Source organism: Chryseobacterium ginsengisoli, assembly GCF_039542325.1.
Taxonomy (GTDB): Bacteria; Bacteroidota; Bacteroidia; order Flavobacteriales; family Weeksellaceae; genus Chryseobacterium; species Chryseobacterium ginsengisoli.
The window spans coordinates 90,805-115,758 of record NZ_BAABHX010000001.1 but is presented as its reverse complement, the minus strand read 5'-3'; the positions used below and the strand labels follow the sequence as shown (position 1 = coordinate 115,758).

The following is a 24,954-nucleotide window of genomic DNA, read 5'->3' as shown; positions in this document are numbered from 1 at the left end:
CTGTATTAAATTTTTGTAAATATAAGGATTTTAGGTATTGGGCAAGAGATGATAGGTTTTAGGTTGATAAATACTGAATGTTTTTTTACTTTTGCAGGAAACTATTAACTGCAACTTAATAATTACATCTAAATGGCGCAAGATTCGTTTGTACACAAAGGGAAAAGAAAGATTTTGGTTGATTATCTCAGAAACAGAATCGGGATTTCGGATGAAAATGTACTTTCGGCAATGAATGAAGTTCCGAGACATCTCTTTATCGAAAGTATTTTTGAGGATTTTGCCTATGAAGATCGGGCTTTTCCTATTTTGGCGCATCAGACGATTTCGCATCCCTCGACAGTTGCAGAACAATCTGAACTTTTGCAGATACAGCAAGGCGAAAAAGTTCTTGAGATAGGGACAGGTTGTGGTTATCAGACTGCAGTTTTACTGGCAATGAAAGCTCATGTCTATACAGTGGAAAGACAAAAAGATCTGTTTGATTTTTCTAAGAAAAAGCTTCGTGAAATGCATTTATATCCAAAGTTTCAAAGTTTTGGAGACGGTTTCGCGGGACTTCCTACATTTGCTCCCTTTGATAAAATTATAGTGACTTGTGGGGCTTCTGTTTTACCGACTGAATTATTAAAACAGCTAAAAGTTGGCGGAAAAATGGTAATTCCTTTAGGTCCGACAGATGAACAGGTTTTATACAGATTTACAAAAAATTCTCCAACAGAATTTGAAAAAGAAGAATTTGGGGCTTATAAATTTGTTCCAATGTTAGGTAAAACGAATCTATAAGCACCAAATTTTATCCCATAATGTGAAAACCTCCGTCAACATGGCGGATTTCTCCGGTAATTCTAGTTTCTTTTCTGAAAAGATGAACAATTTCATGCGCTAAATCTTCCGGTTGAGCATTTCCAAGCGGACTTGTCTGATTTGCTTTTTCAACATCTTCAGGATTTAAAGTAGCATTTCCGGCTTTGCTTCCCATATAAGGTGAAAATCGGATGGCATTTGCACGAATACCGTATTTTCTTCCTAATTCATGGGCAATTTCCAAGGTTAATCTTTCCAAAGCGGCTTTTGCAATACTGATATTGATGTAAGGAAAAGATGATACTTTTTCTGCCGCAATATAACTGAGCGACACAATAGAAGAACCATTTTGAAGAACATTATTCGAAAGTAAAGCCTGTGATAAGGAAATCAGAGAAAATGCTGAAACATTCATCGTTTCATTGAATTCTTCTACAGTAACTTCCAGCATTGGTTTTACAGATTTTTGTCTGATGGTTTTGTCCATCGCAATGGCGTGAAGAAAACCATTAAGCTTAATATCTTTCTGATGTAAATCTTTTGCAAGAAAATCCAGACTTTCAGACAATGTTACGTCTAATGGAGTTGTGTAAACCTGATCTCCTAAAACTTTTTGACAGGCAGTCTGAAAGTCATTATAGTTTTTGTTCAGGAAATCCTGTGCTTTTTCGGAAATATTTTTGTGAAAAGGGGTAATACCTAATCCTGCGCAAACTACATTTCCGTTATTTTGAAGGATTTTTTCGGCGGTTTTCATGGCAAGAGAATTTTCGTCTGCAATGCCCGTTATGAGAAATGTCTGATCTTTCAGCATATTTTTTTTATATTATTTAAGTAAAATATTGATTTTAAGCTTTATAAAGAGCTGTTCCCCAAGTCCATCCAGAACCTACGGCTGCAAATAAAAGAATATTTCCGGGTTGTATTTTTCCGCTTTTATAAGTTTCGTCAAGAACGATGGGAATTGTTCCGCCTGAAGTATTGGCATATTTATCCATATTGGTCATTACTTTTTCGAAAGGAATATTCACTTTTCTGGCAGTTTCCTGTAGAATTCTGATACTCGGCTGATGCGGAATTACCCAATCTACATCTTCAGAAGAAAGCTTATTGGCTTCCAAAATTTCAGTGATTGTTTCGGGCAAAACTTTGGTTGCTGTATTGAAAACTTCCTTACCGTTCATCTGAAAATAATGTAACTTTTGTTTCAGTGTTTCTTCAGAAGCGGGCATTTCTGAACCTCCTGCAGGAATATTAAAATGATATTTTCCACGACCGTCTGCGTGAAGTTTAAAATCAAAAAAACCTTTATCTTCTGTAGTTGCGGAAAGTAGAATTGCTCCCGCCCCGTCTCCGAAAAATACAGAATCTTTTCGTTCCCAATCTGTAATCGTAGAAAAAGTATCTGCACCAATGATCAATACATTTTGATACATTCCTGTTTCGATGAACTGACAACCGATTGCAATTCCGTATAATCCGCCCGAACAAACTGCAGAAATATCAAATGCCACTGCTTGATAAGCTTCCATTTTTTCCTGAACGAAACATGCTGTAGACGGAGCTTGTCTATCAGGAGTTGAAGTTGCTACAATAATCAGATCAATATCTTTAGGACTTACATTGGCTTCCTTTAATGCTTCTAAACCTGCTTTATAAGCGAGATCACTGGTAACTTCACCTTCTGCAATCCTACGTTCTTTAATTCCTAAATTTTTATAAATCCATTCATCAGAAGAGCCGATAGCTTCAAAAAAGTCATTTTTTAAAATTTTTGGAGGTACATAAGAGCCTGTACCTTTTATGAAGGCATTTTTTTTAAGAGTCATGTTTTGTGATATTTTTATCAATTTGGTGAAACGTTTAATTTTAATGTAAAAACATAACAAATTTAGTAATAATTATATTAGATAAATGACCTTGGTTTAAATATTTTTAATTTATTTTATAAATACATATTAGTGAATGAAGTATTTATTTTTGCAGTTTATAGACCATTTTTAAAGGGTTTCGGAATGAAAATTGTATCAATTTTATACGATCATTTAGTCTGTAATTAAAACTATTGCTATATGCTTCTATTAAAAATAATGTTTAATAATAAAGTTTAGAACCTCTCTTTTAAAAGTAGCGAGGTTTTTTATTTCAAATAACTAATAAAAAAATAAAAATGAAAGTATTCATAAACAAAAGGATTCCCGAGATTGGAATTCATATGCTGGAAGATGCAGGATTGGAGGTTTTTATCCCCGAACATGAAAATTTATCTAAAGACGAATGGTTGAGTTACTGTAAGAGTAATGACATGATTTTAAGTGTCGGAGGTGAATTTAAATATGATACAGATTTTTTCAACGAATGTCCAAATATTAAAGCAATTGCGCTGTATTCTGTTGGTTTCGACCATGTTGATATCAAGGAAGCTAATCAAAGAAACATTCCGATTGGAAATACACCAAATGTTTTGAGTAGAGCAACTTCAGATGTCGCGTTTTTATTAATGCAATCGGTTGCAAGAAGAGCTAGTTATAATTTTGAAAAAGTAAAAGCTGGAAATTGGGGTGATTTTGATCCGCTTCATGCTTTAGGACAGGAATTGTATGGTAAAACGTTGGGAATTTTTGGTTTGGGAAGAATTGGTTTCGAAATGGCGAAAAAATCCAAAGCCGCTTTTGACATGAAAATTATTTATCATAATCGCCACCAAAATGAGGAAGCCGAAAAAGAATTGGATGCAAAATATGTTTCATTCGATGAATTGGTTTCTCAATCTGATGTTTTAAGTATTCATGCGAATTTTAAGCAGGAACAAAAAGAACTTTTCAACAGTTCGGTTTTTGAAAAAATGAAGGAAAATGCTATTTTTATAAATACAGCGAGAGGCGGTTTTCACAATCAAAAAGATTTATATAATGCTTTAGCAGAACATAAAATCTGGGGAGCCGGACTGGATGTTACGAATCCTGAACCGATTTATAAAGAAGATCCCATTTTAGAACTTTCCAGTGTTTGCGTTCTTCCGCACATTGGTTCTGCAACGATTGAAGCTAGAAACGGAATGGCAAAATTAGCCGCACAAAACCTTATCGCTTTTTCAAAAGGTGAAAAAATGCCGGCTTGTGCAAATCCTGATGTTTACAAATAAATTTTAATCTTTTAATTCTTTAGAAATCATAAATCTGCTGCTTAACTGAATTAAAATTACAGCCAAAAGCAAGAATAAAACGATAAATTTATATTCCAAAAATAGGGAAGACATCATTAAAAATTGATCCTGATTAAAAAATGTAATCAAAAAAGCGAAAGACATTAATAAAATCACAGAAAATAAAGCATATAATTTTATATTAAATCGACGCTGTTTTTTAGCTTCGATTTTTTTTATGATGTGTATAGAAAAGCCTAGTGAAAATCCTTTTTCTGATCCTTTTTTTAAAGAACCATCGAGTATTTCGTATGTTTTTAATTCACTTTCAGATAATTCATTATAATTTTCCTGATCATTAATTAAAGTTTGAATTTTTTTATTGGTATCCATCTTTTTCAAGTTTTTCTTTTAACAATTTTCGGGCTCTGAATAAATATCCTTTGATAGTTCCTTCGGGAAATTTTGTGATTTTCTGAATTTCCTGAAGGCTAAAATCATCTAGATGATACAGCGTAATCACCGTTCTGTACTGCACCGGAAGTTCACTAATCAATTTATTAATGTAAATATCAAACTCTTTTCCGATAAGTTTCGTTTCAGGAGTTTCGGAAGAGAACTGAAAATCTGAGCGTTCATCAATGATATTAAATTGATATTTTGAGTTTTTCTTTACGTAATTTACAGCCACATTATAAGTGATTTTCGCAATCCATGTTGAGAGTTTAGATTCTCTTTTAAAATTTTTTAAATTGTCATAAACCTTAATGAAAACTTCCTGTCCGACATCTTCAATATCTTCGTCATTATTCATCATTCTGTTCAAAATAGAATACACCAAATTCTGATATTGCTTTACAATATGCTGAAAAGCAGTAAGGTTTCCCTTTAGAATATCATTAATGGTTTTTTCTTCATCAAACATATCACATTAGACAAAATTTTTACTTTTAGGTTACAACTTTCTAATTTATTGTAAATTTTGTAACCTGATGCTATGTAATTTTGTCTATTGGCTAAATATAATTCGAAATGAAACATCTTGCACCCTTCATAGTCATGATTGCCATATTAATTGCCATCTCGGTAATTATCGTGGTGATCACCAATTACAACCTGAAAAGAAGAATTTTAAATAAGGAAAATATTGATGATAAAATGTACGTGATTCTGAATAATCTGACCGGATTTAATTCCGAAATGTTGAAATGGGGAATCATTTTATTGTTTGGTGGAGTAGGTCTGATCGTTCTGGAATTTCTGCCTCATGATGAAAATACGCCTCTTCCTTATGGAGTGATGACAGTTTTTGTTGCACTCGGCTTTCTTACCTATTATTTCGTGATGAAAAATCAGAAGAAATAAACTTCTCAATCTAAATTAATCAATAAAAATCTCGAACCTTTTAAGGGCAAAAAAACTTTGCACTCGGGATTTCTATGTCCTTTTTTAAACAATTATGAAAAACTTGAATATACTTTTAGTAATAGTCTTTACATTGTTTATGAACAATTTACGAGCTCAGGAAACAAAAAAAGATTCAATCAAAAACGAACGGGAAACTTCGATAAAAGAAGTGACTATTAATGGTAAAAAACCTTTAATTAAAAATAAAATCGACGGTTTCATTTATAATATCCAATCTGATCCGGAAAGCAAGTCCAAAAGTCTGATCGAAATGATGAAAAAAATCCCATATTTGGCTGTTGACAACAACGAAAATATACTTTTCAAAGGGAATACGAATTTTAAGATTCTGATGAACGGTAAAGAAACCCAACTTCTCAATAACAATGCGAAAGATGTTTTGAAAAGCATTTCAGCCAATACAATTCAAAGTATTGAAGTGATTACCAATCCATCTTCAAAGTACGATGCAGAAGGCGTTTCGGGGATTATAAATATTATCACGACGAAGAAAATGAGTGACGGTTATAATGCTTCTGTTAATTTCGGGACAAAATTTCCCAAGCAAGAACAGAATGCAGGATTTTCTTTAAATATTCAACAGAAAAAGCTTGGTATTTCAGCTTATGGTGGTGGTTTTTTAAGAAATAATCCTGAAATTGAGTATCAGAATTATCAACGGACTTCTTCCAATTATTTAAATCAAAAAGGAAGAACTTCAAGCAAAGGAAATGGCGGATATTTTAACGTTAATGCGAGTTATGAGATAGACAGCTTGAATTTGGTAAACGTTCAGTTAGGTTCAAATTTTTCAAATAACAAATCTGAAGATATTCTTGATTCTTATTTTTATAATCAAAATTTGCTTAGCGAAAATAATATTTCAGCAAATAATTCCAACAACAATGGAAATGGTTTTGAAACTTCGGTTAATTATCAAATCGGCTTTAAAAATGATAAAACCCAGCTTTTAACATTGTCTTACAGATTCAATAATTATGATTACAATTTGACTAGTTTTTCTGATATAACCAATATTTTAAGCAATTCTTCAAACCGAATCGAACAAAATAATAGTAATCAAAACAATGAAAATACCTTTCAGATTGATTTTGTGAAAAATATTAAAAAAATATCTCTGGAAACAGGCTTGAAAGCTATTCTTAGAAAAAATAACAGTGGTTATGATGCGATTCCTGAAAATGTATTCAATTCTGATGAATTTTTAAATAAACAAAATATTTATGGAGCTTATCTTTCAACAAGGTTTAGCTTATTAAACTGGAATTTTCAAACAGGTTTAAGATTGGAAGGAACGCAGACTAATGTGAATTTTACTTCAACCAATTCGGAAGTTGATCAGAATTATTTTAACTTAATTCCTAATATTTCCATCAGTAAAAGTTGGAAAGAAAATCACAGCATCAATTTTGGATTTTCACAGCGGATAAAACGTCCGGGAATCATTCGTCTGAATCCTTTTGTGAATAAATCGAATCCATATTTCGAAATTAGCGGAAATCCTTATTTAAAGTCTGTTGTAAACAATGATTTGATGGCAAATTATTCATTTAATAAAAAAATAAATCTTAATATAGGACTTTCTTATTCCTTTTCAAATAAAATCGATTTGAAGGTTTCCACTTATGATCCTTCTACAAATATTACGAAAACAACCTACGAAAATTCTAGTAAAGCAAGTAGATTGGGACTTGACTATTATTTGAATTATCCGGTTAACAAAAAGCTTAATTTAAGCATTAATGGAAATTCTGCAATGTTCTTTATCAGCGGGAAAGTCAATGATGTTTTTGTTGAAAATAATCTTTTCACCTATTATATTTATTTGTCTGCAAATTATCAATTTGAAAATAACTGGAATGTAAGTTCAAATCTGGAAGTTACCAGCAAAATGCCTGCAGGATTACAGAATACAACCAATTCTTTTGTCGGTTCTTCTTTCAGCATCAGTAAAAGTATTCTTAATAATCAGCTTTCTTTTTCTGCAACCGTTAGTAATCCTTTTAATAAGTTTAGAAAATCTGTTACAGAAACATTGGATACTGCTTTTTATCAAAACAATTATGTAAGAGATTATTACAGGTCATTTGGGATCAATGTAAATTATAAATTTGGAAAGTTGAAGAGTGAAGTAAAAACGACAAAAAGAAAAATCAACAATAATGATTTATCAAACTAAATTATTTATTGAAAACATTTGAAACGTGGAACTATTTTTGTTTACATTTATTCAACACTAAATAATAATATTATGACACCCGAAAACAGTCCTCAAGAGCAAGACAGAAAACTGGAACAGATGGATTACAGTCCAAACGAAGATATTTTTTCAAGAGAAAAGCATATTCCGCTGGATGGTGACGGAAACCCGATCGAGGATGAAGACTTTGATGAAGATAAAATCGACAAAGGATTGGATATTCCCGGAACAGAAGATGATGACGAACAGGAGGAAATCGGCTCTGAAGATGAGGAAAACAATTATTGGAGCATCAGTGATAACGACGATGACCACGAAGAAGAAAACGATGATGTTTTAACTTAAAAATTTATCGATTATAAATACAAACCTTACTTTAACCGGTAAGGTTTTTTTTGTTAATATTTAAAATCTAAATAGATTATGATAATTTAATAGAAACTTTGCATATTAATTTAACATAAATAAATATTTATCATTGAAAATAATATAATTAAAAGTAGTAAATTTATCATTAGTTAGTGATTAATCCTAGAAAAACTTATGCTAAAATTTATACAAATTATACTAGTCTTTACCTGTGTTTTCGGACTTTCTCAGGTTCCGGGAAACGTGAAAGTGAAAGATGCTGCAGGAAACGAAAGCTTCAATGTTACCTGTACCAATGATCTCAACGCGAATGGCTGTATAGCTCTTCATGTAGAATATCCCGTGCTGAAACAGACAACAGGATACGAAGTTACTTCTGAAACTTACAGTCCGCCAATTGCAATGAACCAGGGAACTTCTCTTAATGCCAATTACGATGATCTTTTTGCCGTAAAACTGGATCTTCCGTTTAAATTTTGTTTTTATAATCAATATTTTGATGCACTTGTTGTAGGTTCAAACGGAATGGTAACTTTCGATCTGAGTCAGTTGGGAAACATCAATTATCCGAATGTTCAGTGGCAAAATCCGAGTACGAGTCTTCCGAAAAATTCGATTTTCGGGGTATACCATGATATTGTTTTTTCGGCAGGTGATTCTTCAGAAATTTATTATTCAACGATCGGAACTGCACCTTACAGAAAATTTGTAATCAATTTTTTTGATGGAAGAGTTGCAGGTTGCACAGATCGGTCTTCATCGCAAATTGTTTTGCATGAAACAACAAATGTAATTGAAGTTTTTGTGGATAAAAAATTAACACCCTGTCCGACAAGAAAGTTTGAAAATGCTTTGATAGGAGTCATCAACAGCGACGGAACTCAAGGTGTATCTCCCGCAAACCGAAACACAGGAGTTTGGCAGGCTTTACAGGAAGGTTGGAGATTCAATCCGCTTGGAAATGTGATTCAGCCGGAAGTTACATGGACAAATTCTGCAGGACAAACGGTTGCAACAGGAATTCAGGCTACGATTTGTCCAATACAGAATGATGTTTTTACAGCCAATGTTAAATTTAATATCTGCGGAAACAGCGACCTTATTTTAACTGACGATTTTCCGTTGACTTTCGATCCGACTTATCCTGCAGCAAAAAATTACACACAGGATTTCTGTGGAAATTCTCCTGTAAATTTGACTTTAAATAGTTTTCAGGCTAATTTAACTTCCCAAAATCCTGCAAATTTCAACTTTAGTTTTCACACAACTTTACAAAACGCACAAAATAATGTTGGTGCTTTACCGAATAATTTTACATTAAATGGAAACACGGTTTTATATGTAAGAATTCAGAATCCAAGTACTCCCAATTGTTATAGAGTAGCAGTTTTAACATTAAATTTCCTGACGAAAAGTTTACTAAAAAATACAGTAGAGCTTTGTGATACGAATAATGATGGAGTAGAAGCGAACTACAATTTGAGTTTATTAAATACAGAACTTTTTGCGGCAGGAACTACAGGAATTTCTTACTTCAGCTCTCAATCTAATGCTCAGAATAATGTAAATGCAATCACAACAGCAAATATTACGACCAGTACCAATATTTGGGTAAGACTTCAGGAAGGAAACTGTACCTATGTTTTAGGACCTGTTAATTTTCAGTTCAGACCGGGTGTTAATATGAATTCGCCGGTTAATTATACTTTATCGATCTGTGATATCAATGCAGATAATACGGAGCATTTCGATTATCCGTTAATGGTCGGTCCATTAATCTCAACTCAGCCTGGAGTAATTTTTACGGCTTATGAAACTTATAATGACGCTTTTACAGGAACCGGAACAGTTTTAACTTCTGTAAAAGAAGGAGTTTATACAATTTATGTAAGGGTTCAGATTCCGAACGGCTGTTTTGCAGTTGCCACTGTAAATATGAATGTGACATTCACAAAAATTATGGTGAACGAAAAGACAGAATATATTTGTTTCAACGGAACGGATGATATAAGTGTTAATTTAAATACACTTTCAAACGGAATGCTAATTTCTCCTTCCACGGTTCCGGTTACTGCATTTTATTCGAATTATGCAGATGCAAGTTTCGGAACAAATCCGATAAGCCCAAATCAGGTCATTACAGCCAATGGAAACTTTGTTTCGCAGACCTATTGGGTTCGTTTTGAAAATTCATCTGATTGTTATACGATAAGAGCAATTAATGTCAATTTGGTTCATCCTGTGGCTGTTCAATCCAATTTTACGATTTGTGATTTTAATAATGATAATCTGGAAAATGTACAGTTGTCTCAATTTTCATCAGCCATTATCGGAAACCAGAATGCAACAACAACTTTCTATCTGAATGCAGCCGATGCAGCAAGTGGAAATAATCCGATCAATACGATTGCACTTACAGGAACTCAACAGATTTTTGTTAAAATTACTTCTTATAACTGTCAACAGATTTATCCGGTAACTGTAAGCTTAACCTCAACTCCGGCGGTGAATTCTCCGGTGACGATTACGTTAAATAATATTTGTGATAATAATAATGACGGAAGCGAAATTTACAATCTTACTCAGGCTCAGTCGCAAATTTATACAGGCTCTAACGTTAGCTTTACTTATTATTTAAATTATGATGCAGCAAACCATACTTTTTCCAATGAAATAACAGATCCGACTACATTTGTGGTTACAGGAGGAAGTGCGACGGTTTTTGTTAAGGTTAAATTTAATAATGGTGAATGTTTCTCCGCGACTCAATTAAATATTCAAATGACATTTTTACCACCTGTTGTTTTGAACAGTGCTACTTTAAATAAATGTGATGAAGATTTTAATTTAAGTGAAACTTTTCAGCTGAATAATGTGGTTTCTCAACTGTTTATTCAATCACAAAATACTTACCCTTTGTCGGGAATGACAATTTCGTATTACAATACACAAGCGGAAGCAAATGCGGGAAATCCGGCAAATCAGATCGGAAACACAATTACTACCAACATTTCTTCGGTTCAGGTTTGGGCGAGATTTCAGTCGAATACAACAGGATGTTATTCTGTTGCATCAATTCAATTGAACACCTATTTCCCTCCGAAAGCTATTAATTCTACAATTACAGTTTGTGATGAGAATTTGGATGGAAGCTATGAAGTGAATTTATTGAGTTATACGAATTTAATGGTTGATCTTCCAAATCCAGCGAATATATTTACATTTTATCTGACGCAACAGGATGCTCAAAACGGAGTGAATCCAATCGCAAATCCGGCTAATTTTACAGCTAATCCTTTCCCGACACAAATTTGGTTTAAAGTACAGAATTCTCCGGGTTGTAATGATATTGCAATGATCAACTTTATCCTTGGGAATAAACTGACTTTACAAAATCCGGGACCATTCCAGCTTGAAACTTGTGACACAGGAAATAACGGAATTGAAAATGTTAACCTAACACAATTTCAAACACAGATTTATACCGGAGCAAATGTTACTTTTACCTATTATCCATCATTGGCTGATCTGAATGCAGGAACCAATGCGATTACAACACCTACAAATTTTGTCTATAATCAAACAACGGGCTCTAATATTGTTTATGTAAAAGTAAGCGTTCCTGGTTCTTGTCCGAATGTTGCGGAAATTCATTTATCATTGAAAAAAACTCCGATTTTTGATATTCCGACGTTATATTTCTGTCCGGAAGGTAAACTGGATTATACTGTTCATATTGAAGGATATACAATCACAAGTTATACATGGACAAATCCTTCGGGGCAGATTATTTCCACAACAGATACTATTACAGGAATTACAACCGTTGGAACTTATACCTTGACTGTCACAGCGAGCAACGGATGTTCTTACACCAAAACCTTTGAAATCAAACATTATGAAGTTCCTGTTATTCAGAATCTTGAATTTAATGGAAATAATGTTACCGTTCATGCGACAGGCTCACAATCGATTTTATATTCAATTGATGGAATCACTTGGCAGGCAACCAATACTTTCTACAATTTGCCAACAGGAATTACAACTTTCTATGTAAAATTTGTAAACAGTGATTGTATCGTAAAACAGCAAGGAGTGGTTTTAGATATTAAAAATGCCATTACACCAAACGGAGACGGAATGAATGATCATTGGATCGTTAGAAATCTTCAGGTATTCGGAGACAAAATGTCTAATGTGAAAATATTCGACCGTTATCAGGCTCTGATTTTTGAGCAAAGTTCAAACACTCAATTCTTCTGGGACGGAACATTAAAAGGAAGAGCAATTCCGACTTCAAGTTACTGGTATGTGATCACTCTTCCGGATGGAAGATCGTTTACAGGCTGGATTTTGGTGAAGAATAATAATTAGTCATTTTATATTTATCAGTTTCAAACCTCATTGAATTTTCAGTGAGGTTTTTTATTTTTGAAAAATTAAGCATTCGAATTTATCCATAGTAAAAATTCCCCTCCTTTGGAGGGGTGGATTCGACCAAAGGGAGAAGACGGGGTGGTTAATAAAACACAAACAATAAAACAACAATAAATAATGAAAGAAATTATCACAGAAATAAACGGAATTTCCATTTATAAAAACTTCGTAGAAAATCTCCCTTATAATCCAAAATTAAAACCATTACTAAGCGGAAAACGTAAAGCCGGAATTCTAAGCGAAGTAATTTTCTGGAAACAGGTTAGAGCAGGAAAATTTCACAATATAGATTTTGACCGTCAAAGAATCATTGGGAATTATATTGTAGATTTTTATGTGAAAAATTTAGGATTAGTTATTGAAATTGATGGTTGGAGTCATGATACTAAAGAAATTTACGATGAGGTAAGACAAAAATATCTTGAATCTTTAGGATTGAAAGTTTTTAGGATTAAAGATTTCGATGTCAAAAATAATTTGGCTATTGTGATGAAAGATTTAGAGGATTTCATTATTAAACATTATAAATATTAACCACCCCGTCAAAAATTCTTTGAATTTTCGTCACCCCTCCAAAGGAAGGGAATTGCATAATGCATAATTTCTTGCAGTAGTTGCAGGAATTTTCTTTTTTGAATATCTTTAAAACCACAAAAAATCTATCAACTATAAATAACGATCAACTATAAATGACTTTCAAGGAACAGATACAGCAAGGTATTCCAAGCCAATTGCCACAGCCGAAACAATACGAAACCAATATCAATCACGCTCCGAAACGGAAGGAGATTTTAGGAGAAGAAGAGAAAAAATTAGCGTTAAAGAATGCTTTACGTTATTTTGAGCCTCAGTTTCATGCGGAATTATTGCCGGAATTTAAAGAAGAATTAGAAAAATACGGTAGAATTTACATGTATCGTTTTCGTCCGGATTATGAGATGAAAGCAAGAGACATTGCAGAATATCCCGGAAAATCCGAGCAGGCTAAAGCCATCATGTTAATGATCCAAAATAATTTGGATTATGCAGTGGCACAACATCCTCATGAATTGATTACTTATGGTGGAAATGGTGCGGTTTTTTCAAACTGGGCACAGTATCTTTTGACAATGAAATATTTGTCAGAAATGACAGATGAACAGACTTTGACAATGTATTCTGGTCATCCGATGGGATTATTTCCTTCTCACAAAGATGCACCGAGAGTTGTTGTGACGAACGGAATGATGATTCCTAATTATTCCAAACCGGATGATTGGGAGAAATTCAACGCTTTAGGTGTAACACAATATGGACAAATGACGGCGGGAAGTTATATGTACATTGGTCCGCAAGGAATTGTTCATGGAACGACGATTACAGTTTTAAATGCTTTCAGAAAAATAAGTAAAGAACCAAAAGGCGGATTGTTTGTAACTTCAGGTTTAGGTGGAATGTCCGGAGCTCAACCAAAAGCAGGAAATATTGCAGGTTGTGTTACGGTTATTGCTGAAGTTAATCCAAAGATCACAAAAATCCGTCATGATCAAGGATGGGTGAATGAAATCCATGAAAACCTTGATGAATTGGTAGAAAGAGTAAAAAAAGCTCAGCAAACTCAAGAAACTGTTTCTTTGGCTTATCTTGGAAATATTGTTGAGGTTTGGGAAAAGTTCGATCAGGAAGATTTAAGAATTGATATCGGTTCAGACCAGACTTCGCTTCACAATCCTTGGGCGGGAGGTTATTATCCTGTCGGACAAAGTTTTGAAGAATCTAATAAAATGATGGCGGAAGATCCTGAATTATTTAAAGAAAAAGTTCAGGAAACATTGAGAAAACATGCAGAAGCTATCAACAAACATACGGCAAAAGGAACGTATTTCTTCGATTACGGAAACGCATTCTTACTGGAAGCTTCAAGAGCTGGAGCCGATGTAATGGCAGAAAATCCGACATTGGGAAGAGAGTTTAAATTCCCGAGTTATGTTCAGGATATTATGGGACCAATGTGTTTTGATTATGGTTTCGGACCGTTCCGTTGGGTTTGTACAAGCGGAAAACCTGAAGATTTGCAGAAAACAGACGAAATTGCCTGTCAGATTTTAGAAGAAATGATTAAAAATTCTCCTGAAGAAATCCAACAGCAAATGAAGGATAATATTCAGTGGATCAAAGGGGCGCAGGAAAATAAATTGGTTGTCGGTTCGCAGGCGAGAATCTTGTATGCAGACGCAGAAGGAAGAATGAAAATCGCAGAAGCTTTCAACAAAGCCATTAAAAACGGAGAAATCGGAGCGGTGGTTTTAGGTAGAGATCATCACGATGTTTCGGGGACGGATTCGCCTTACAGAGAGACTTCCAATATTTATGACGGTTCAAGATTTACGGCAGATATGGCGATTCACAATGTGATTGGTGATAGTTTTCGTGGAGCAACTTGGGTTTCCATTCATAATGGAGGCGGAGTTGGTTGGGGAGAAGTGATCAATGGAGGTTTCGGAATGTTGTTAGATGGAAGCGATGATGCCGACAGAAGATTAAAATCTATGCTTTTTTGGGACGTGAATAACGGAATTTCAAGACGAAGCTGGGCAAGAAATGAAGGGGCTGTTTTCGCTATTAAAAGAGCAATGGAAGCTGAACCGAATTTGAAAGTGACGCTTCCGAATTTTGTGGATGAGAATCTTTTTAATTAATAGAGAATTTTTAAATGATCGGAATAGTTGATATTACATCTTCCAAGAAACTTAATAAACAGGCAATTGTAACTAAATTTTTAGTGATATTTGTGCCAATTTTCCCTACCGGACATTATTTTATTGATAGAAATAATTCGGCTGAGTATAAGGCTAAAAAGTGTAAAGAAAATCTATTGAAGGGATATCTGTTGACATCAGTTCCCTTTGTATTTCTTATGTTGATTGCTTTTGCTTTTGGATCAAATTTTTCACCTATTCCATTAGTTATAATTTACGGAGTATTTGTTTTAATTTTTTCATATTTATATAATGCTCAATCTACGGATGAAGAAGAAACAGAGCGGTTATTATTTCAAAAATCTATTACTCTTAATGCTTTACCAGAGTATTTAATTCTAAAAGAACAGATTAAAATTAGAGACTTCATTATTTCTAATTTAAAAAAACATTTAAGAGATTATGATATGAATTGGATGGACAATGTGAAAACAGCTAATTATGATTCATTTTCCTTACCTCTATATTTTGCTGCAATGGGTTATGAAAAAGAAATAAATAAAACAGATGAAAATTTAGAGTATTACAAAATCTTGAAAAATAGATATAGTGAAGAAATTAAAAATAAGCAACATTCTAATCCGTAATTTTAATAAATCAGTTTTGTAATGGATTTTCACAATCAGTTTACGACAATATACTTTTTAGTTTTATTATTTGTTTTAATAATTGCAAATTTTGTAGTTATAAAGCGAAGAAAACTAAGCTGGAAGTTGTTGTTGGATTGGAAAATAATTTTAATTACACTAATCATTACTTTCGCAGGATTATTATATTCTGAAACTTCAAATTCAAAAGATTGGATCATAAAAACTTTTGGTTTTCCTAAGTATTTTTATTTTAAAAAATATTCAGCAAATACAGATCATTTTTTATCTTTTGAAATTGTAAGAATTGATTATATCAACTTTATTCAGAATTTTGCATTGTTTTTTCTTGCTATAAGTTTTATCTTTTTATGTATGAAAAGAAGAAAAAATTAATAAGTTCGGATTTGAATCAAAAGTTTTATATATGTAAAAACCTGCTGTGAGGCAGGTTTTTTACTTATAATTTTTATTTTTAAGAACTTTCGACAGCACTTTATCATATTCTTTGCCAAAATCAATAGCATTTCCGTTATCATCTTCGCCATTATAGGTCACATATCCGAAGTCGAAAATCGTATCTTTCTTGATCTGATAAAACGACGTCCAGTTTCTTCCGGACATTACTTCATTGTCGATTAAATTATACTGAGGCAAATAACGTGGATTTTTAATCTGATTAAAATTTTTAACCTTCGTCAGTTTGTCATTTTTAAGATCTACCAAGTATAAATAATACGTCCAGTTGCTTCTGACATCAGAAATATTCTGGATGAGAATGTCTTTGATTTTATCACCGTTAAAATCCTGAAATTCATAAGTTCCGACATGAGATTCAATAGAATCACGTAAAAGTTCCTGATATTTTCCGTTTATTTTTTTGCTGAAAGTAAAGACTGTATTTTTATCGTTTTCATCATAATCTTTTTCCCATGAAAAATGCCTTAAAACAATTTTATAGTTTTTATTTTGATATACTGAGTCGCAAATTATCACATTTTCAAAAATTGAATTTTGCGCAACAATATCCTTCTTTACAATTGTTGGAGTATCTATTTTTGTGGATGCAATGTTTTTTGTTTCCAGATGTTTATGACAGGAAATTATTGAAATTAAAACTAAAAAAATGATTATCTTTTTCAATTTATATAAGATTAATTTATTTGAATAAAATATATTCTTTTTTGAATATAATTTTATTCTTCAAGATTCATTTCGCTATTCGCCATTTTCAGCTTAATAACTTTTCCTCTATGATCTTGTATTTGCTCTGTTTTTAAAGGAATAAATCTTTTTATTTTATCGGATTCTTTGTAAAAGTTATTTTTATCAAGGGCATATTTATAATTTCCTTTAAGAATATGAAAAGTCTGAACGTCTGCATTTTCTATTTTTGAGATCTGTATTCCACCACTTGTCGGACGGTAATAATATATATTTCTATGATCTTTCGCGAACCAGGAACTTTCTATCTGTTGAAATGTATTAGGATCAATTTCCTGAGGAATAACTCCGTTAAAATATTCAACATCTTTTAGTTGTCCATTAAACTCTCTTTGCGCAAGTGTTTTTTGATAAAGAAATCCATATTCGTTTTTATAAAAATCATTTTTAATGTATGAGAGTTTTACGCTGTCTTTTAAATCATATTCTGCAGGATGTTTTTCAATTTTTTGTGAAAGTTGATTTACATCATTATTAGATTTTTCTTTTATTTGAATGGTATTTTCATTTTTTGAACAGGAGATTAAAAGAAAGGTAATGAAGAAAATAATATTATTTTTCATTCTTTGTATTTTGATAAATGTACAAAATAATAAGCGATTTTATTTTTTCAGCATTTCGTTTTCTTTTTCAAAAACTTTATTGGCTTCAAAATAATATGTTTTTAAGCTTCCGTCGTCTTTTTTTACTTCCATTTTGTCGCAGATATTATTTCCTCCGTTGCTGATGCTTTGAGATTGAAGCTCTGCGCCCATCATGCTCAAAATAAAATATTCTTCCTCAATCTGCGTCACATGCCATCCAGTTTCGCAACTTTTTCCGTCTCCGCTTTTGATGATCGAATTCAAAAGACCAAACTCTATATCATGATATTTTTTCTGATTTGCGGCATCGCCCAAAATTTTATAAGTCTGTTGAAGATATTTATGGGCAAACATACTTGTGTAATCTATGCTCAAGATCGCTTTGGTTGCATTGATGACACCCTGATAATTTTTCTTTTCTATCTCAGAGTAAACTTGGTTTTTAAGGTCTTTGTAATTTGATTTTTTGAGATTGTATTGTTTGCTCTCTAAAAAGCTATTCCTAAAATCTGTGTAATCAATATCTAATTCTCCATTTTCAAGATTTTTTACATATTTAGAATATTTATCATCAAAATTTGGAATTATAATTTTGTTTTCTTGTGCAAATGTTTTTATTGAAATGAAGTGGAGTAGTGTGATAAATAGAAGTTTTTTGTGGGTTTTCATTTGTTGTGTGGCTATTTTATAATATCGGGCTAAATTTTGTTTATGTTTAATTTAATTAATAGCTGTTTGAATTTTTTTATTTTTACGTGCTTTATAATTGCTCATTTTGTGACATGGTAAAATATAAACCTGAACCATTTTTATTTTCGTCTAAACATTTTATATCTAAAGATTGATTATAGCCATCATTAGGTACATAATAATATATATCACATGATGTTTTACCTACAAAATTGTAAAAAATAGAGCCATCCTCTTCTTCCATCTTATAGATTCTTTTTGCTTCAAAAAATAAATCTTCTCGAAAGTATTTGCTATTGACTCTGATTGTCACTTTTTCTTCATCAGAGCTAATAAAAATTTTAGATGGCTGTGGATTTTTAAAGTTAATATATTCTTTACGTTTAATTTCTTTACTATTTTGATATGTTATTGATGAAAAATTATAAGAAGTAACAGTTTTGTTAATGTAAACCCTTTTGCCAAAATGTTCTTCAAATTTAAACTCATCATTATTTTTATCTGTGGTTTGTGAAAATATTTGTTGTGAAAACAGAAAAAAAAGTAAAATATATTTTTTCATACGTTTGTTTTTAATTCTCAAAGATATATATTAAAATAAAATTAAAATTACGACTTTCCACAATCTCTTAAAAATTAAAATTTTTTCTAAAACAACTCGTCCTACAACCACCCGCATCCGCAAAACCTCACAAACGATCTTAAAACAAATCTCCTGCACCCGCATTTCATTTAAAACACTGTTGTTTATAACCTCCTGCAACTGCAGGAAGTCTCCAACAAGTTGCGGGAAACTTCATGCAACTGCATTTTGTTTCAAACAAAATGTTTTTAAGTAAATGCAAAAATATTTATATTTGTTTTGAGTAATTAATATATTTCTAACAAACAAACACATTAAAAGATGAAAATATCATTAGTGAGATTAAGCACTAAAGATCTTGCGACTCTAGCTCAGAGAATTATTTCAAACATTCAGTCAGGAAAATATCCTGTTATTACCAATCATCCTCTTACGGCGACTTTGCAGACTTCTTACACAGAATATGACAAAGTGTATACAAAGCAAATCTACAGCGGAAAAGGCAAGGACGTTGCTACGGCAGATCATGAAAGGGACGTTGCTTACAATAATATGAAAGCATTTCTGAATGGTTACCGAAAAATTTCTTCAGTGGCAAATTATCAGATTGCAGAAGATTTGTATGGTATTTTTAAAAGATTCGGATTGGATCTGGATCGTTTAAGTTATTCTAAACAGACGGCTCAGATGAAAAAGCTGATCGAGACTTTGGAAATGCCCGAAAATATGCAGAAAATTTCGCTTCTTTCTCTGAATGTTGCTTTCATGGACATGAAAACCAAGCATGAATATTTTGAAGCACAGTTTGCAGATCAGGCAGAAGCCAATGCAGATCTTAGACAAATGACAAGTGCAAGCCGCAGAGATCTTGAGAAAAATCTGAAATCTTATATCAATCTCTTGACCGTCATGAAAGATATTCCGGGTTGGGAACTTCTCTACAGTGATACGAATGAATTTGTAAAAGCAGCGAAAAATTCGGACATAAAGACGAAGGAAGAAAAGAAATCTTAGAATTTAAAATTATAAACTCAGCATATCGCTGAGTTTTTTTATTGAAGTTGAAAATTTTATTTAGATGGTAAGATTTATTTCTTTTAAGTGGTAATATTCCATCCAGTTTTTTATTCTTCCGACAAACATTTTAAGATAGTTTTCTGTTAAAAATATATTTGACCAATCAAATCGTTGGGTTTGAACACCAAGATAAAATACAAAAATGGATGCTCCTGCTTCCGGAATTAATTTCAGTTCTTCTTCGGATAAACTTCTTTCTTTCCTGTAGCCGTTAAGAAAGCTTTCAACCTTCATTTCATATTCGTTCTTGTCTGATTCAATGAAAAAAAGTTGTTTACAAAAATAAGCTATATCTAAAATCAGAACTCCGTTTCCACAATTATCAAAGTCAAAAATGATAATCTCATCTTCCTTATTTACGCTCAAATTATCATACCAAATATCGAGATGAACGATTCCTTTTTGATTTTCTGACAAATCAGCGTCTTCAAAACTTTTCGATATTTTAGGAGTAATTTGTTTAATATATTTCATTTCACTTAAATCATCAGAAAAAAATAAGTTGAGATAATCATAAGCTTTATTCAAAAGAACATCAGAACTGTAGGTTATTCTGTCGATTTTTTTGGCTGCGGTGATATTGTGAATCTTCGCCATAACTGAACCAATTGCAGAGCAGGTTTCATTGGTCATAAATCGCATTTTTTCACCTTCTGCAAATGTAAAAAGTACTACATATCGTAATCCTTCCGGTGCATTAATTTCCTGAATTAAATTTCCATTTTTATCAGGAATCGGAAATGACACAGGAATATTATTGTTTTTCAATAAGTTTAAAAGTTCTAATTCCTGTTGGATTTCAATTTTTGTTCTCCAATTATGACAATAAACTCTAACAACATATTTTGTATGAGTAGAGGACATAAAATAGGTGTGATTTACTCCGGTTCTAAAGAGTTTACAATCAAAAGGTTCTTTCAATTGATATTTTTCGCTAATAAATTCACCCAGTTCTTTTTGTGATAATGTCGAAGCTATAATTGGAAAAGTTGTCATTTCTGGTAAATTGTCTGTAAATGTGCCTAAATGTGGTTGGATTTAGGCAATACGTTCAAATATAGAAAAATAAAAACATTTTTTGCAGAATTTATACACACAAATAAACCAAAAGAATATAATAAATCTTTACAAAATTAATAGATCAAAAGCTCAGTACATCGGTAAGTTTTTTATAAATTGAGGTCTATGAATATTAGTATTAAAGTGATATTTTTGGAGCTCTTAAAATAATACGTTCATTAAAACTAATAAATACTAAGTATTCAATATGAAAAAACTGGGAATCATCGGCTACGGTTGGTTGGGAAATCACATCGCAGAACGATTATCAAACCGATATGAAATCTTTGCAACGACAACCACAGAATCTAAAATAGAGGAATTACAATCCAAAGGATATAATGCAGCTTTAGTAAAATTTTCCGATGAGATCGATGCTGAAATGAAAGAATGGGAAGCTGTTTCTGAGCTGGATGCAATTATCATTACGATTCCGTTTTCGGGAATAAGAGGAGCGCAGATTTCAATGAAAGACAGGCAGGAGAATCTGTTGGAATTTCTTGACGATTACAAAGGTCAGTTATTTCTAATGAGTTCTACGGGAGTGTATCCTGAAACGGAAAAAGATTTTACAGAAGAAGATAAATCAGCGAAAGAAGTGGAAAGTGAAAGCTTCATTTTAGAAAAATTTCCACAGACCAATATTTTAAGATTGGCTGGATTGATGGGAGATCAAAGGCTTTTAAAGAATTATAATATTTCCAATTTGGATATGTTAGTGAATCATATTCATTACGCAGACATTTGTTCGGTAGTTGAAAAAATGCTGGATAATCAATCTGAATCTAAAGTGTATAATGTTGTCGCGCCAATTCATCCCAATAAAGAAGAAGTGATCAATGCGCAGAAAGATTTGCCTTATGAAGGAGAAAGAGCGGCAACAGGAAGAACAATTTCGCCATCAAAATTAATTGAAGAACTGGATTTTGAATTTCAATATCCTGATCCGAGATATTTTCACATGACAAACTCAGGTCAATAAGTATGCAGTTATTTCTGGCTTGCGGTTCTATATTTGAACCATTTATGGGAATGTTATTCTCCACAATTGTCTGTATAGGATTATTGATTTTCCTTGGGATACGTTTCTTTAAAGGTGAAAGTTATAAAGAATTTAAAAACTCAAAAGCATTGGAGAAAACTTTTGGGATTACTCTATATAGTGTTTTGGGTTTGATTATTTTAACTTTTCTTTGGTTTATTCTATCTTTTTTATTTACTCTAATCGCTTTTTGGTATACAAAGAATTTTTAAAATTTGTCTAAACGTAAAAAATGCTTACCAACTTATAATACAAATAAAACCTGCGGAATGGCAGGTTTTATTTTATTTATTCATTAATATATTTTCAATAGAATTAAGAATTTCCTTTTCTATATTTTCTTCATTAAGTGTTTCAAGAGTGTAGGCTTGTTCCTTCATTGCGGCATTTCCTGTACCGTTTTGGAAAATAGTATCCTGATGAATTCCGATTCTTTTTAAATTCTTATCGGCAACAAACATGATGTGCGGAAATTTATCGTTTGCATAAAAATTGGAATCTATATTTCTTGAAATCTGAAGTTTCATATTGGGTTGTGAGTTGATTCCTAAACCGTTTTTATTCTCTTCATTAAAAGCTACTTTGCATCCAAATCCGTTTTCTCTCAACATTCTTCTGAATTCCTGCATCTTTGGCTCGATCAGATTTTTGGATATAGTTTTAAACTCTTCCACAAACAAATCATCTTCGCTTTTCTTTTTTGCCAGACTTTCTTTTAGTTTTTCCTCCTCCGTTTTTAAATTTGAAAACAGAGAATTCAATTTATTTATGTTTTCTTCCTTCATTTTATCAATTTTCGCCAAATATAAATAAAATTATAAAAAATATTTGCTCTAAATCTTATAGTTTGATTTACAATTTGTGTCTGATTTGTAATTAAAATTAAAATCCTTTCCAACCTTTTTCCAAAAACAAGCATCTTTATAAGAAAAGATATCAATATGAAACTTACGATACCAAAACCATGTCATGAAAACTGGGAAGCTATGACTCCAGAAGAAAAAGGAAGATTCTGTTCCGTTTGTTCAAAAACTGTCAGAGATTTTACGGTTGCTTCTGATGAAGAAATTTTAAATGTCTTTTCGACCAATTCAGAAAATATTTGTGGAAAATTCAACGAATCTCAACTCAACAGAGATCTGCAATACTCTCATATTAATTCAGTTCTTACGAAATTTGCAGTTGGTTTTATTTTTACGACGGCTGGTTTTATGGCTGTGAATGCACAAAACAAAATGGTAAATGATTCTGTACAGGTTAAAGAAATAGATGAGGTCGTTACTATTGCAGGAATTACAAAGAAACAGACATATTTTACGGGAGCTCCTACTGTAATTTCTCAGGAATGTCTGGCAAAAGATGAGGAAAATAAATTAAAAGGGAAAGTTGAAGGTATAGCAATTAGCCATAAAAAAGACACTCTTCAATCCAAAAATCTTATTTTAGGAGGGATTCAATCTGTAAAAATTGATGATTACAGACCGCTGTATGTTCTGAACGGAAAAATTATTAATGAAAAACAATTCAGAAAAATTAATCAGAATTCTATAAAAGCAATGAATGTATTAAAAGGAAGTTCAGCAACAGCAATCTATGGTGAAAAGGGAAAAAATGGAGTAATTTTGGTAACAACGAAAAAATAAATCTTGAAAAATATACACGTCTCGATATTATAAAAAGTGATTTAACTATATGTAGGAGACGCAATTTAAGAAAACAATGGATGCAACTCATAAACATAAAGTGATATCATCTTCAGTATTAAAAAATTTTGGAATGCTTGTAACAATCACAGACGTTGAAAATGGTTTTCAGAAAGGAATGGTTTTAAAGTCTGTTGATTCAGGATTGTATTGGGAAGTACAGGAAAGAATATTATTTTCAGAAAAAGAAATAAAGTTTGAAGGCGAAACAGAAACAAGAATTCATACAAATATCAGAAATATAGATAAAGTTCAGAATGAATTTGACAAAAATATTTTTGAATATAAAATAAAACCAATCGGGCACAACGAAAAACCAGAAGTTAATGACTTCTTAGTTTTCACTGTCACAGTAGCTGTCCGGATTCCGTTAGAAATTATCGATATTTACGAAGATTATCTTTTATTGAAAATTAATGAAGATGATACAGGAATATTACATAAAAAATATATTAATAATAAAATAGCCAAAATCGGAGATTATGTCTGTCATTGTGAACATAGATTTCATGATTTGGTAGATAAAAATGGTAATTTCATTTACAGATAATTAAAAACCTCTGGTAATAAGCCAGAGGTTTTTAAAATATTTTAAAGCAAAAATTTACTTTTTCACAGCACTAATCGCCGCTTCATAATTCGGTTCGTGTGACATATCCGCAACTTGCTCTTGATAAACAATTTTTCCTGAAGGATCGATCACGACTACAGCTCGGCTCAGAAGTCCTTTCATCATAGAATCTGTAATTTCCACGCCATAATTTTTCCCGAAATCTGAACGGAAATCTGAAAGCATTACTACATTTTTAATTCCTTCTGCGCCACAAAATCTTTTTTGAGCAAAAGGTAGATCTTTAGAAATACAAAGAACAACCGTATTCGGAATATTTGCTGCATCTTCATTAAAATGACGAACGGAAGCCGAACAAACTCCTGTATCTACGCTTGGAAAAATATTAAGAATCAGATATTTTCCTTTGTAAGAATCTAAAGTCTGATCTTTCATCGTAACATCTGTAAGAATGAACTTTGGAGCCGCTTTATTTACGGATGGTAATTTTGCATAAGTATGAACAGGTTTTCCTCCCATCAAAACCGTATTTTCTGTTTTAGAGTTTTGTGCAAAAGCAAAAGCCGAGAAAAATAACATCGCGCTGAAAACTAATTTTGAATACATGAATTTTATTTTTAAGCAAAATTATTCTTTTTTCCACTCGCTAAGATTAATTTTAATTCAAAAACCTATTAAATAGAGCAAATCTATTAATCAGCTCTTTTTAA

General features: G+C 32.1%; 25 protein-coding genes. 14 read left to right on the top strand and 11 right to left on the bottom strand.

Annotation, left to right across the window (positions count from 1 at the left end; translation table 11 throughout):
* The first annotated feature begins 132 nt into the window (after positions 1-132).
* Positions 133-786 (top strand): protein-L-isoaspartate(D-aspartate) O-methyltransferase, encoded by a 654-nt coding sequence (locus ABD940_RS00630; protein WP_345199644.1) that lies wholly within the window; start codon positions 133-135, stop codon positions 784-786.
* A 10-nt stretch (positions 787-796) separates the two neighbouring features.
* Here the strand turns inward: ABD940_RS00630 and ABD940_RS00625 are convergent, their stop codons facing one another.
* Both ABD940_RS00625 and ABD940_RS00620 read right to left on the bottom strand, forming a co-directional pair.
* Positions 797-1,621, bottom strand: a complete 825-nt coding sequence (locus ABD940_RS00625; protein ID WP_345199642.1) for an SDR family oxidoreductase — start codon at positions 1,619-1,621, stop codon at positions 797-799.
* A 34-nt stretch (positions 1,622-1,655) separates the two neighbouring features.
* Positions 1,656-2,636, bottom strand: a complete 981-nt coding sequence (locus tag ABD940_RS00620; protein ID WP_345199641.1) for a 3-oxoacyl-ACP synthase III family protein — start codon at positions 2,634-2,636, stop codon at positions 1,656-1,658.
* 341 nt (positions 2,637-2,977) lie between these two features.
* On the opposite strand from ABD940_RS00620, the gene ABD940_RS00615 reads away from it, so the two are divergent.
* On the top strand, positions 2,978-3,952 hold the full coding sequence (locus tag ABD940_RS00615) for a 2-hydroxyacid dehydrogenase (RefSeq protein ID WP_345199639.1): 975 nt from the start codon (positions 2,978-2,980) through the stop codon (positions 3,950-3,952).
* 3 nt (positions 3,953-3,955) lie between these two features.
* Here the strand turns inward: ABD940_RS00615 and ABD940_RS00610 are convergent, their stop codons facing one another.
* Together ABD940_RS00610 and ABD940_RS00605 are read right to left on the bottom strand one after the other, a co-directional pair.
* The gene (locus ABD940_RS00610; protein ID WP_345199638.1) at positions 3,956-4,345 is read right to left on the bottom strand and encodes a hypothetical protein; all 390 of its coding nucleotides are present in this window, start codon (positions 4,343-4,345) and stop codon (positions 3,956-3,958) included.
* On the bottom strand, positions 4,332-4,877 hold the full coding sequence (locus ABD940_RS00605; protein ID WP_345199637.1) for an RNA polymerase sigma factor: 546 nt from the start codon (positions 4,875-4,877) through the stop codon (positions 4,332-4,334). Before ABD940_RS00605 ends, ABD940_RS00610 begins: the two co-directional genes overlap by 14 nt.
* Before the next feature lie 107 nt (positions 4,878-4,984).
* On the opposite strand from ABD940_RS00605, the gene ABD940_RS00600 reads away from it, so the two are divergent.
* The 8 genes from ABD940_RS00600 (at position 4,985) to ABD940_RS00565 (ending at position 16,107) form a co-directional block, all read left to right on the top strand.
* The gene (locus tag ABD940_RS00600; protein ID WP_345199636.1) at positions 4,985-5,317 is read left to right on the top strand and encodes a DUF6249 domain-containing protein; all 333 of its coding nucleotides are present in this window, start codon (positions 4,985-4,987) and stop codon (positions 5,315-5,317) included.
* A gap of 139 nt (positions 5,318-5,456) precedes the next feature.
* On the top strand, positions 5,457-7,559 hold the full coding sequence (locus ABD940_RS00595; RefSeq protein ID WP_345199634.1) for an outer membrane beta-barrel protein: 2,103 nt from the start codon (positions 5,457-5,459) through the stop codon (positions 7,557-7,559).
* A gap of 72 nt (positions 7,560-7,631) precedes the next feature.
* Positions 7,632-7,925 (top strand): hypothetical protein, encoded by a 294-nt coding sequence (locus ABD940_RS00590; RefSeq protein WP_345199633.1) that lies wholly within the window; start codon positions 7,632-7,634, stop codon positions 7,923-7,925.
* 198 nt (positions 7,926-8,123) lie between these two features.
* Positions 8,124-12,323 carry a T9SS type B sorting domain-containing protein gene (locus tag ABD940_RS00585; RefSeq protein WP_345199632.1) on the top strand — a complete coding sequence of 1,400 codons (4,200 nt, stop codon included), beginning with the start codon at positions 8,124-8,126 and terminating at the stop codon, positions 12,321-12,323.
* A gap of 180 nt (positions 12,324-12,503) precedes the next feature.
* Entirely contained in the window at positions 12,504-12,920 is a 417-nt protein-coding gene (locus ABD940_RS00580) for an endonuclease domain-containing protein (RefSeq protein WP_345199631.1), read from the top strand.
* A 155-nt stretch (positions 12,921-13,075) separates the two neighbouring features.
* Complete coding sequence (locus ABD940_RS00575) at positions 13,076-15,064, top strand: urocanate hydratase (RefSeq protein ID WP_345199630.1); 1,989 nt, start codon at positions 13,076-13,078, stop codon at positions 15,062-15,064.
* Positions 15,065-15,078: 14 nt separating this feature from the next.
* Positions 15,079-15,711: a hypothetical protein gene (locus tag ABD940_RS00570; protein WP_345199629.1), complete on the top strand. Its 633-nt coding sequence runs from the start codon at positions 15,079-15,081 to the stop codon at positions 15,709-15,711.
* Positions 15,712-15,732: 21 nt separating this feature from the next.
* A complete protein-coding gene (locus ABD940_RS00565) occupies positions 15,733-16,107 on the top strand; it encodes a hypothetical protein (protein WP_345199628.1) in 375 nt (124 codons plus the stop codon).
* 60 nt (positions 16,108-16,167) lie between these two features.
* Here the strand turns inward: ABD940_RS00565 and ABD940_RS00560 are convergent, their stop codons facing one another.
* From ABD940_RS00560 to ABD940_RS00545, 4 genes are all read right to left on the bottom strand, one after another.
* The gene (locus ABD940_RS00560) at positions 16,168-16,854 is read right to left on the bottom strand and encodes an XAC2610-related protein (protein ID WP_345199627.1); all 687 of its coding nucleotides are present in this window, start codon (positions 16,852-16,854) and stop codon (positions 16,168-16,170) included.
* Between the two features lie 53 nt (positions 16,855-16,907).
* Positions 16,908-17,498 (bottom strand): DKNYY domain-containing protein, encoded by a 591-nt coding sequence (locus tag ABD940_RS00555; protein WP_345199626.1) that lies wholly within the window; start codon positions 17,496-17,498, stop codon positions 16,908-16,910.
* 39 nt (positions 17,499-17,537) lie between these two features.
* Positions 17,538-18,188, bottom strand: coding sequence for a DUF4919 domain-containing protein (locus ABD940_RS00550; protein WP_345199625.1), 651 nt, complete (start codon positions 18,186-18,188; stop codon positions 17,538-17,540).
* 91 nt (positions 18,189-18,279) lie between these two features.
* The gene (locus ABD940_RS00545; RefSeq protein WP_345199624.1) at positions 18,280-18,771 is read right to left on the bottom strand and encodes a hypothetical protein; all 492 of its coding nucleotides are present in this window, start codon (positions 18,769-18,771) and stop codon (positions 18,280-18,282) included.
* A 342-nt stretch (positions 18,772-19,113) separates the two neighbouring features.
* Between ABD940_RS00545 and ABD940_RS00540 the strand changes: the two genes are divergently transcribed.
* Entirely contained in the window at positions 19,114-19,806 is a 693-nt protein-coding gene (locus ABD940_RS00540) for a DUF6261 family protein (RefSeq protein ID WP_345199623.1), read from the top strand.
* Between the two features lie 60 nt (positions 19,807-19,866).
* On the opposite strand, the gene ABD940_RS00535 is transcribed toward ABD940_RS00540, so the two are convergent.
* Positions 19,867-20,865, bottom strand: coding sequence for a phosphotransferase (locus tag ABD940_RS00535; RefSeq protein ID WP_345199622.1), 999 nt, complete (start codon positions 20,863-20,865; stop codon positions 19,867-19,869).
* 271 nt (positions 20,866-21,136) lie between these two features.
* On the opposite strand from ABD940_RS00535, the gene ABD940_RS00530 reads away from it, so the two are divergent.
* Entirely contained in the window at positions 21,137-21,910 is a 774-nt protein-coding gene (locus tag ABD940_RS00530; protein ID WP_345199621.1) for an NAD-binding protein, read from the top strand.
* 344 nt (positions 21,911-22,254) lie between these two features.
* On the opposite strand, the gene ABD940_RS00525 is transcribed toward ABD940_RS00530, so the two are convergent.
* Positions 22,255-22,755: a hypothetical protein gene (locus ABD940_RS00525; RefSeq protein WP_345199620.1), complete on the bottom strand. Its 501-nt coding sequence runs from the start codon at positions 22,753-22,755 to the stop codon at positions 22,255-22,257.
* A gap of 156 nt (positions 22,756-22,911) precedes the next feature.
* Here ABD940_RS00525 and ABD940_RS00520 point away from each other — a divergent pair, with 156 nt between their 5' ends.
* Positions 22,912-23,613, top strand: coding sequence for a hypothetical protein (locus ABD940_RS00520; protein ID WP_345199619.1), 702 nt, complete (start codon positions 22,912-22,914; stop codon positions 23,611-23,613).
* A 133-nt stretch (positions 23,614-23,746) separates the two neighbouring features.
* Positions 23,747-24,223 carry a hypothetical protein gene (locus ABD940_RS00515; protein ID WP_345199618.1) on the top strand — a complete coding sequence of 159 codons (477 nt, stop codon included), beginning with the start codon at positions 23,747-23,749 and terminating at the stop codon, positions 24,221-24,223.
* A gap of 54 nt (positions 24,224-24,277) precedes the next feature.
* Here the strand turns inward: ABD940_RS00515 and tpx are convergent, their stop codons facing one another.
* Positions 24,278-24,850: a thiol peroxidase gene (tpx, locus tag ABD940_RS00510; RefSeq protein WP_345199617.1), complete on the bottom strand. Its 573-nt coding sequence runs from the start codon at positions 24,848-24,850 to the stop codon at positions 24,278-24,280.
* Positions 24,851-24,954: the final 104 nt, after the last annotated feature.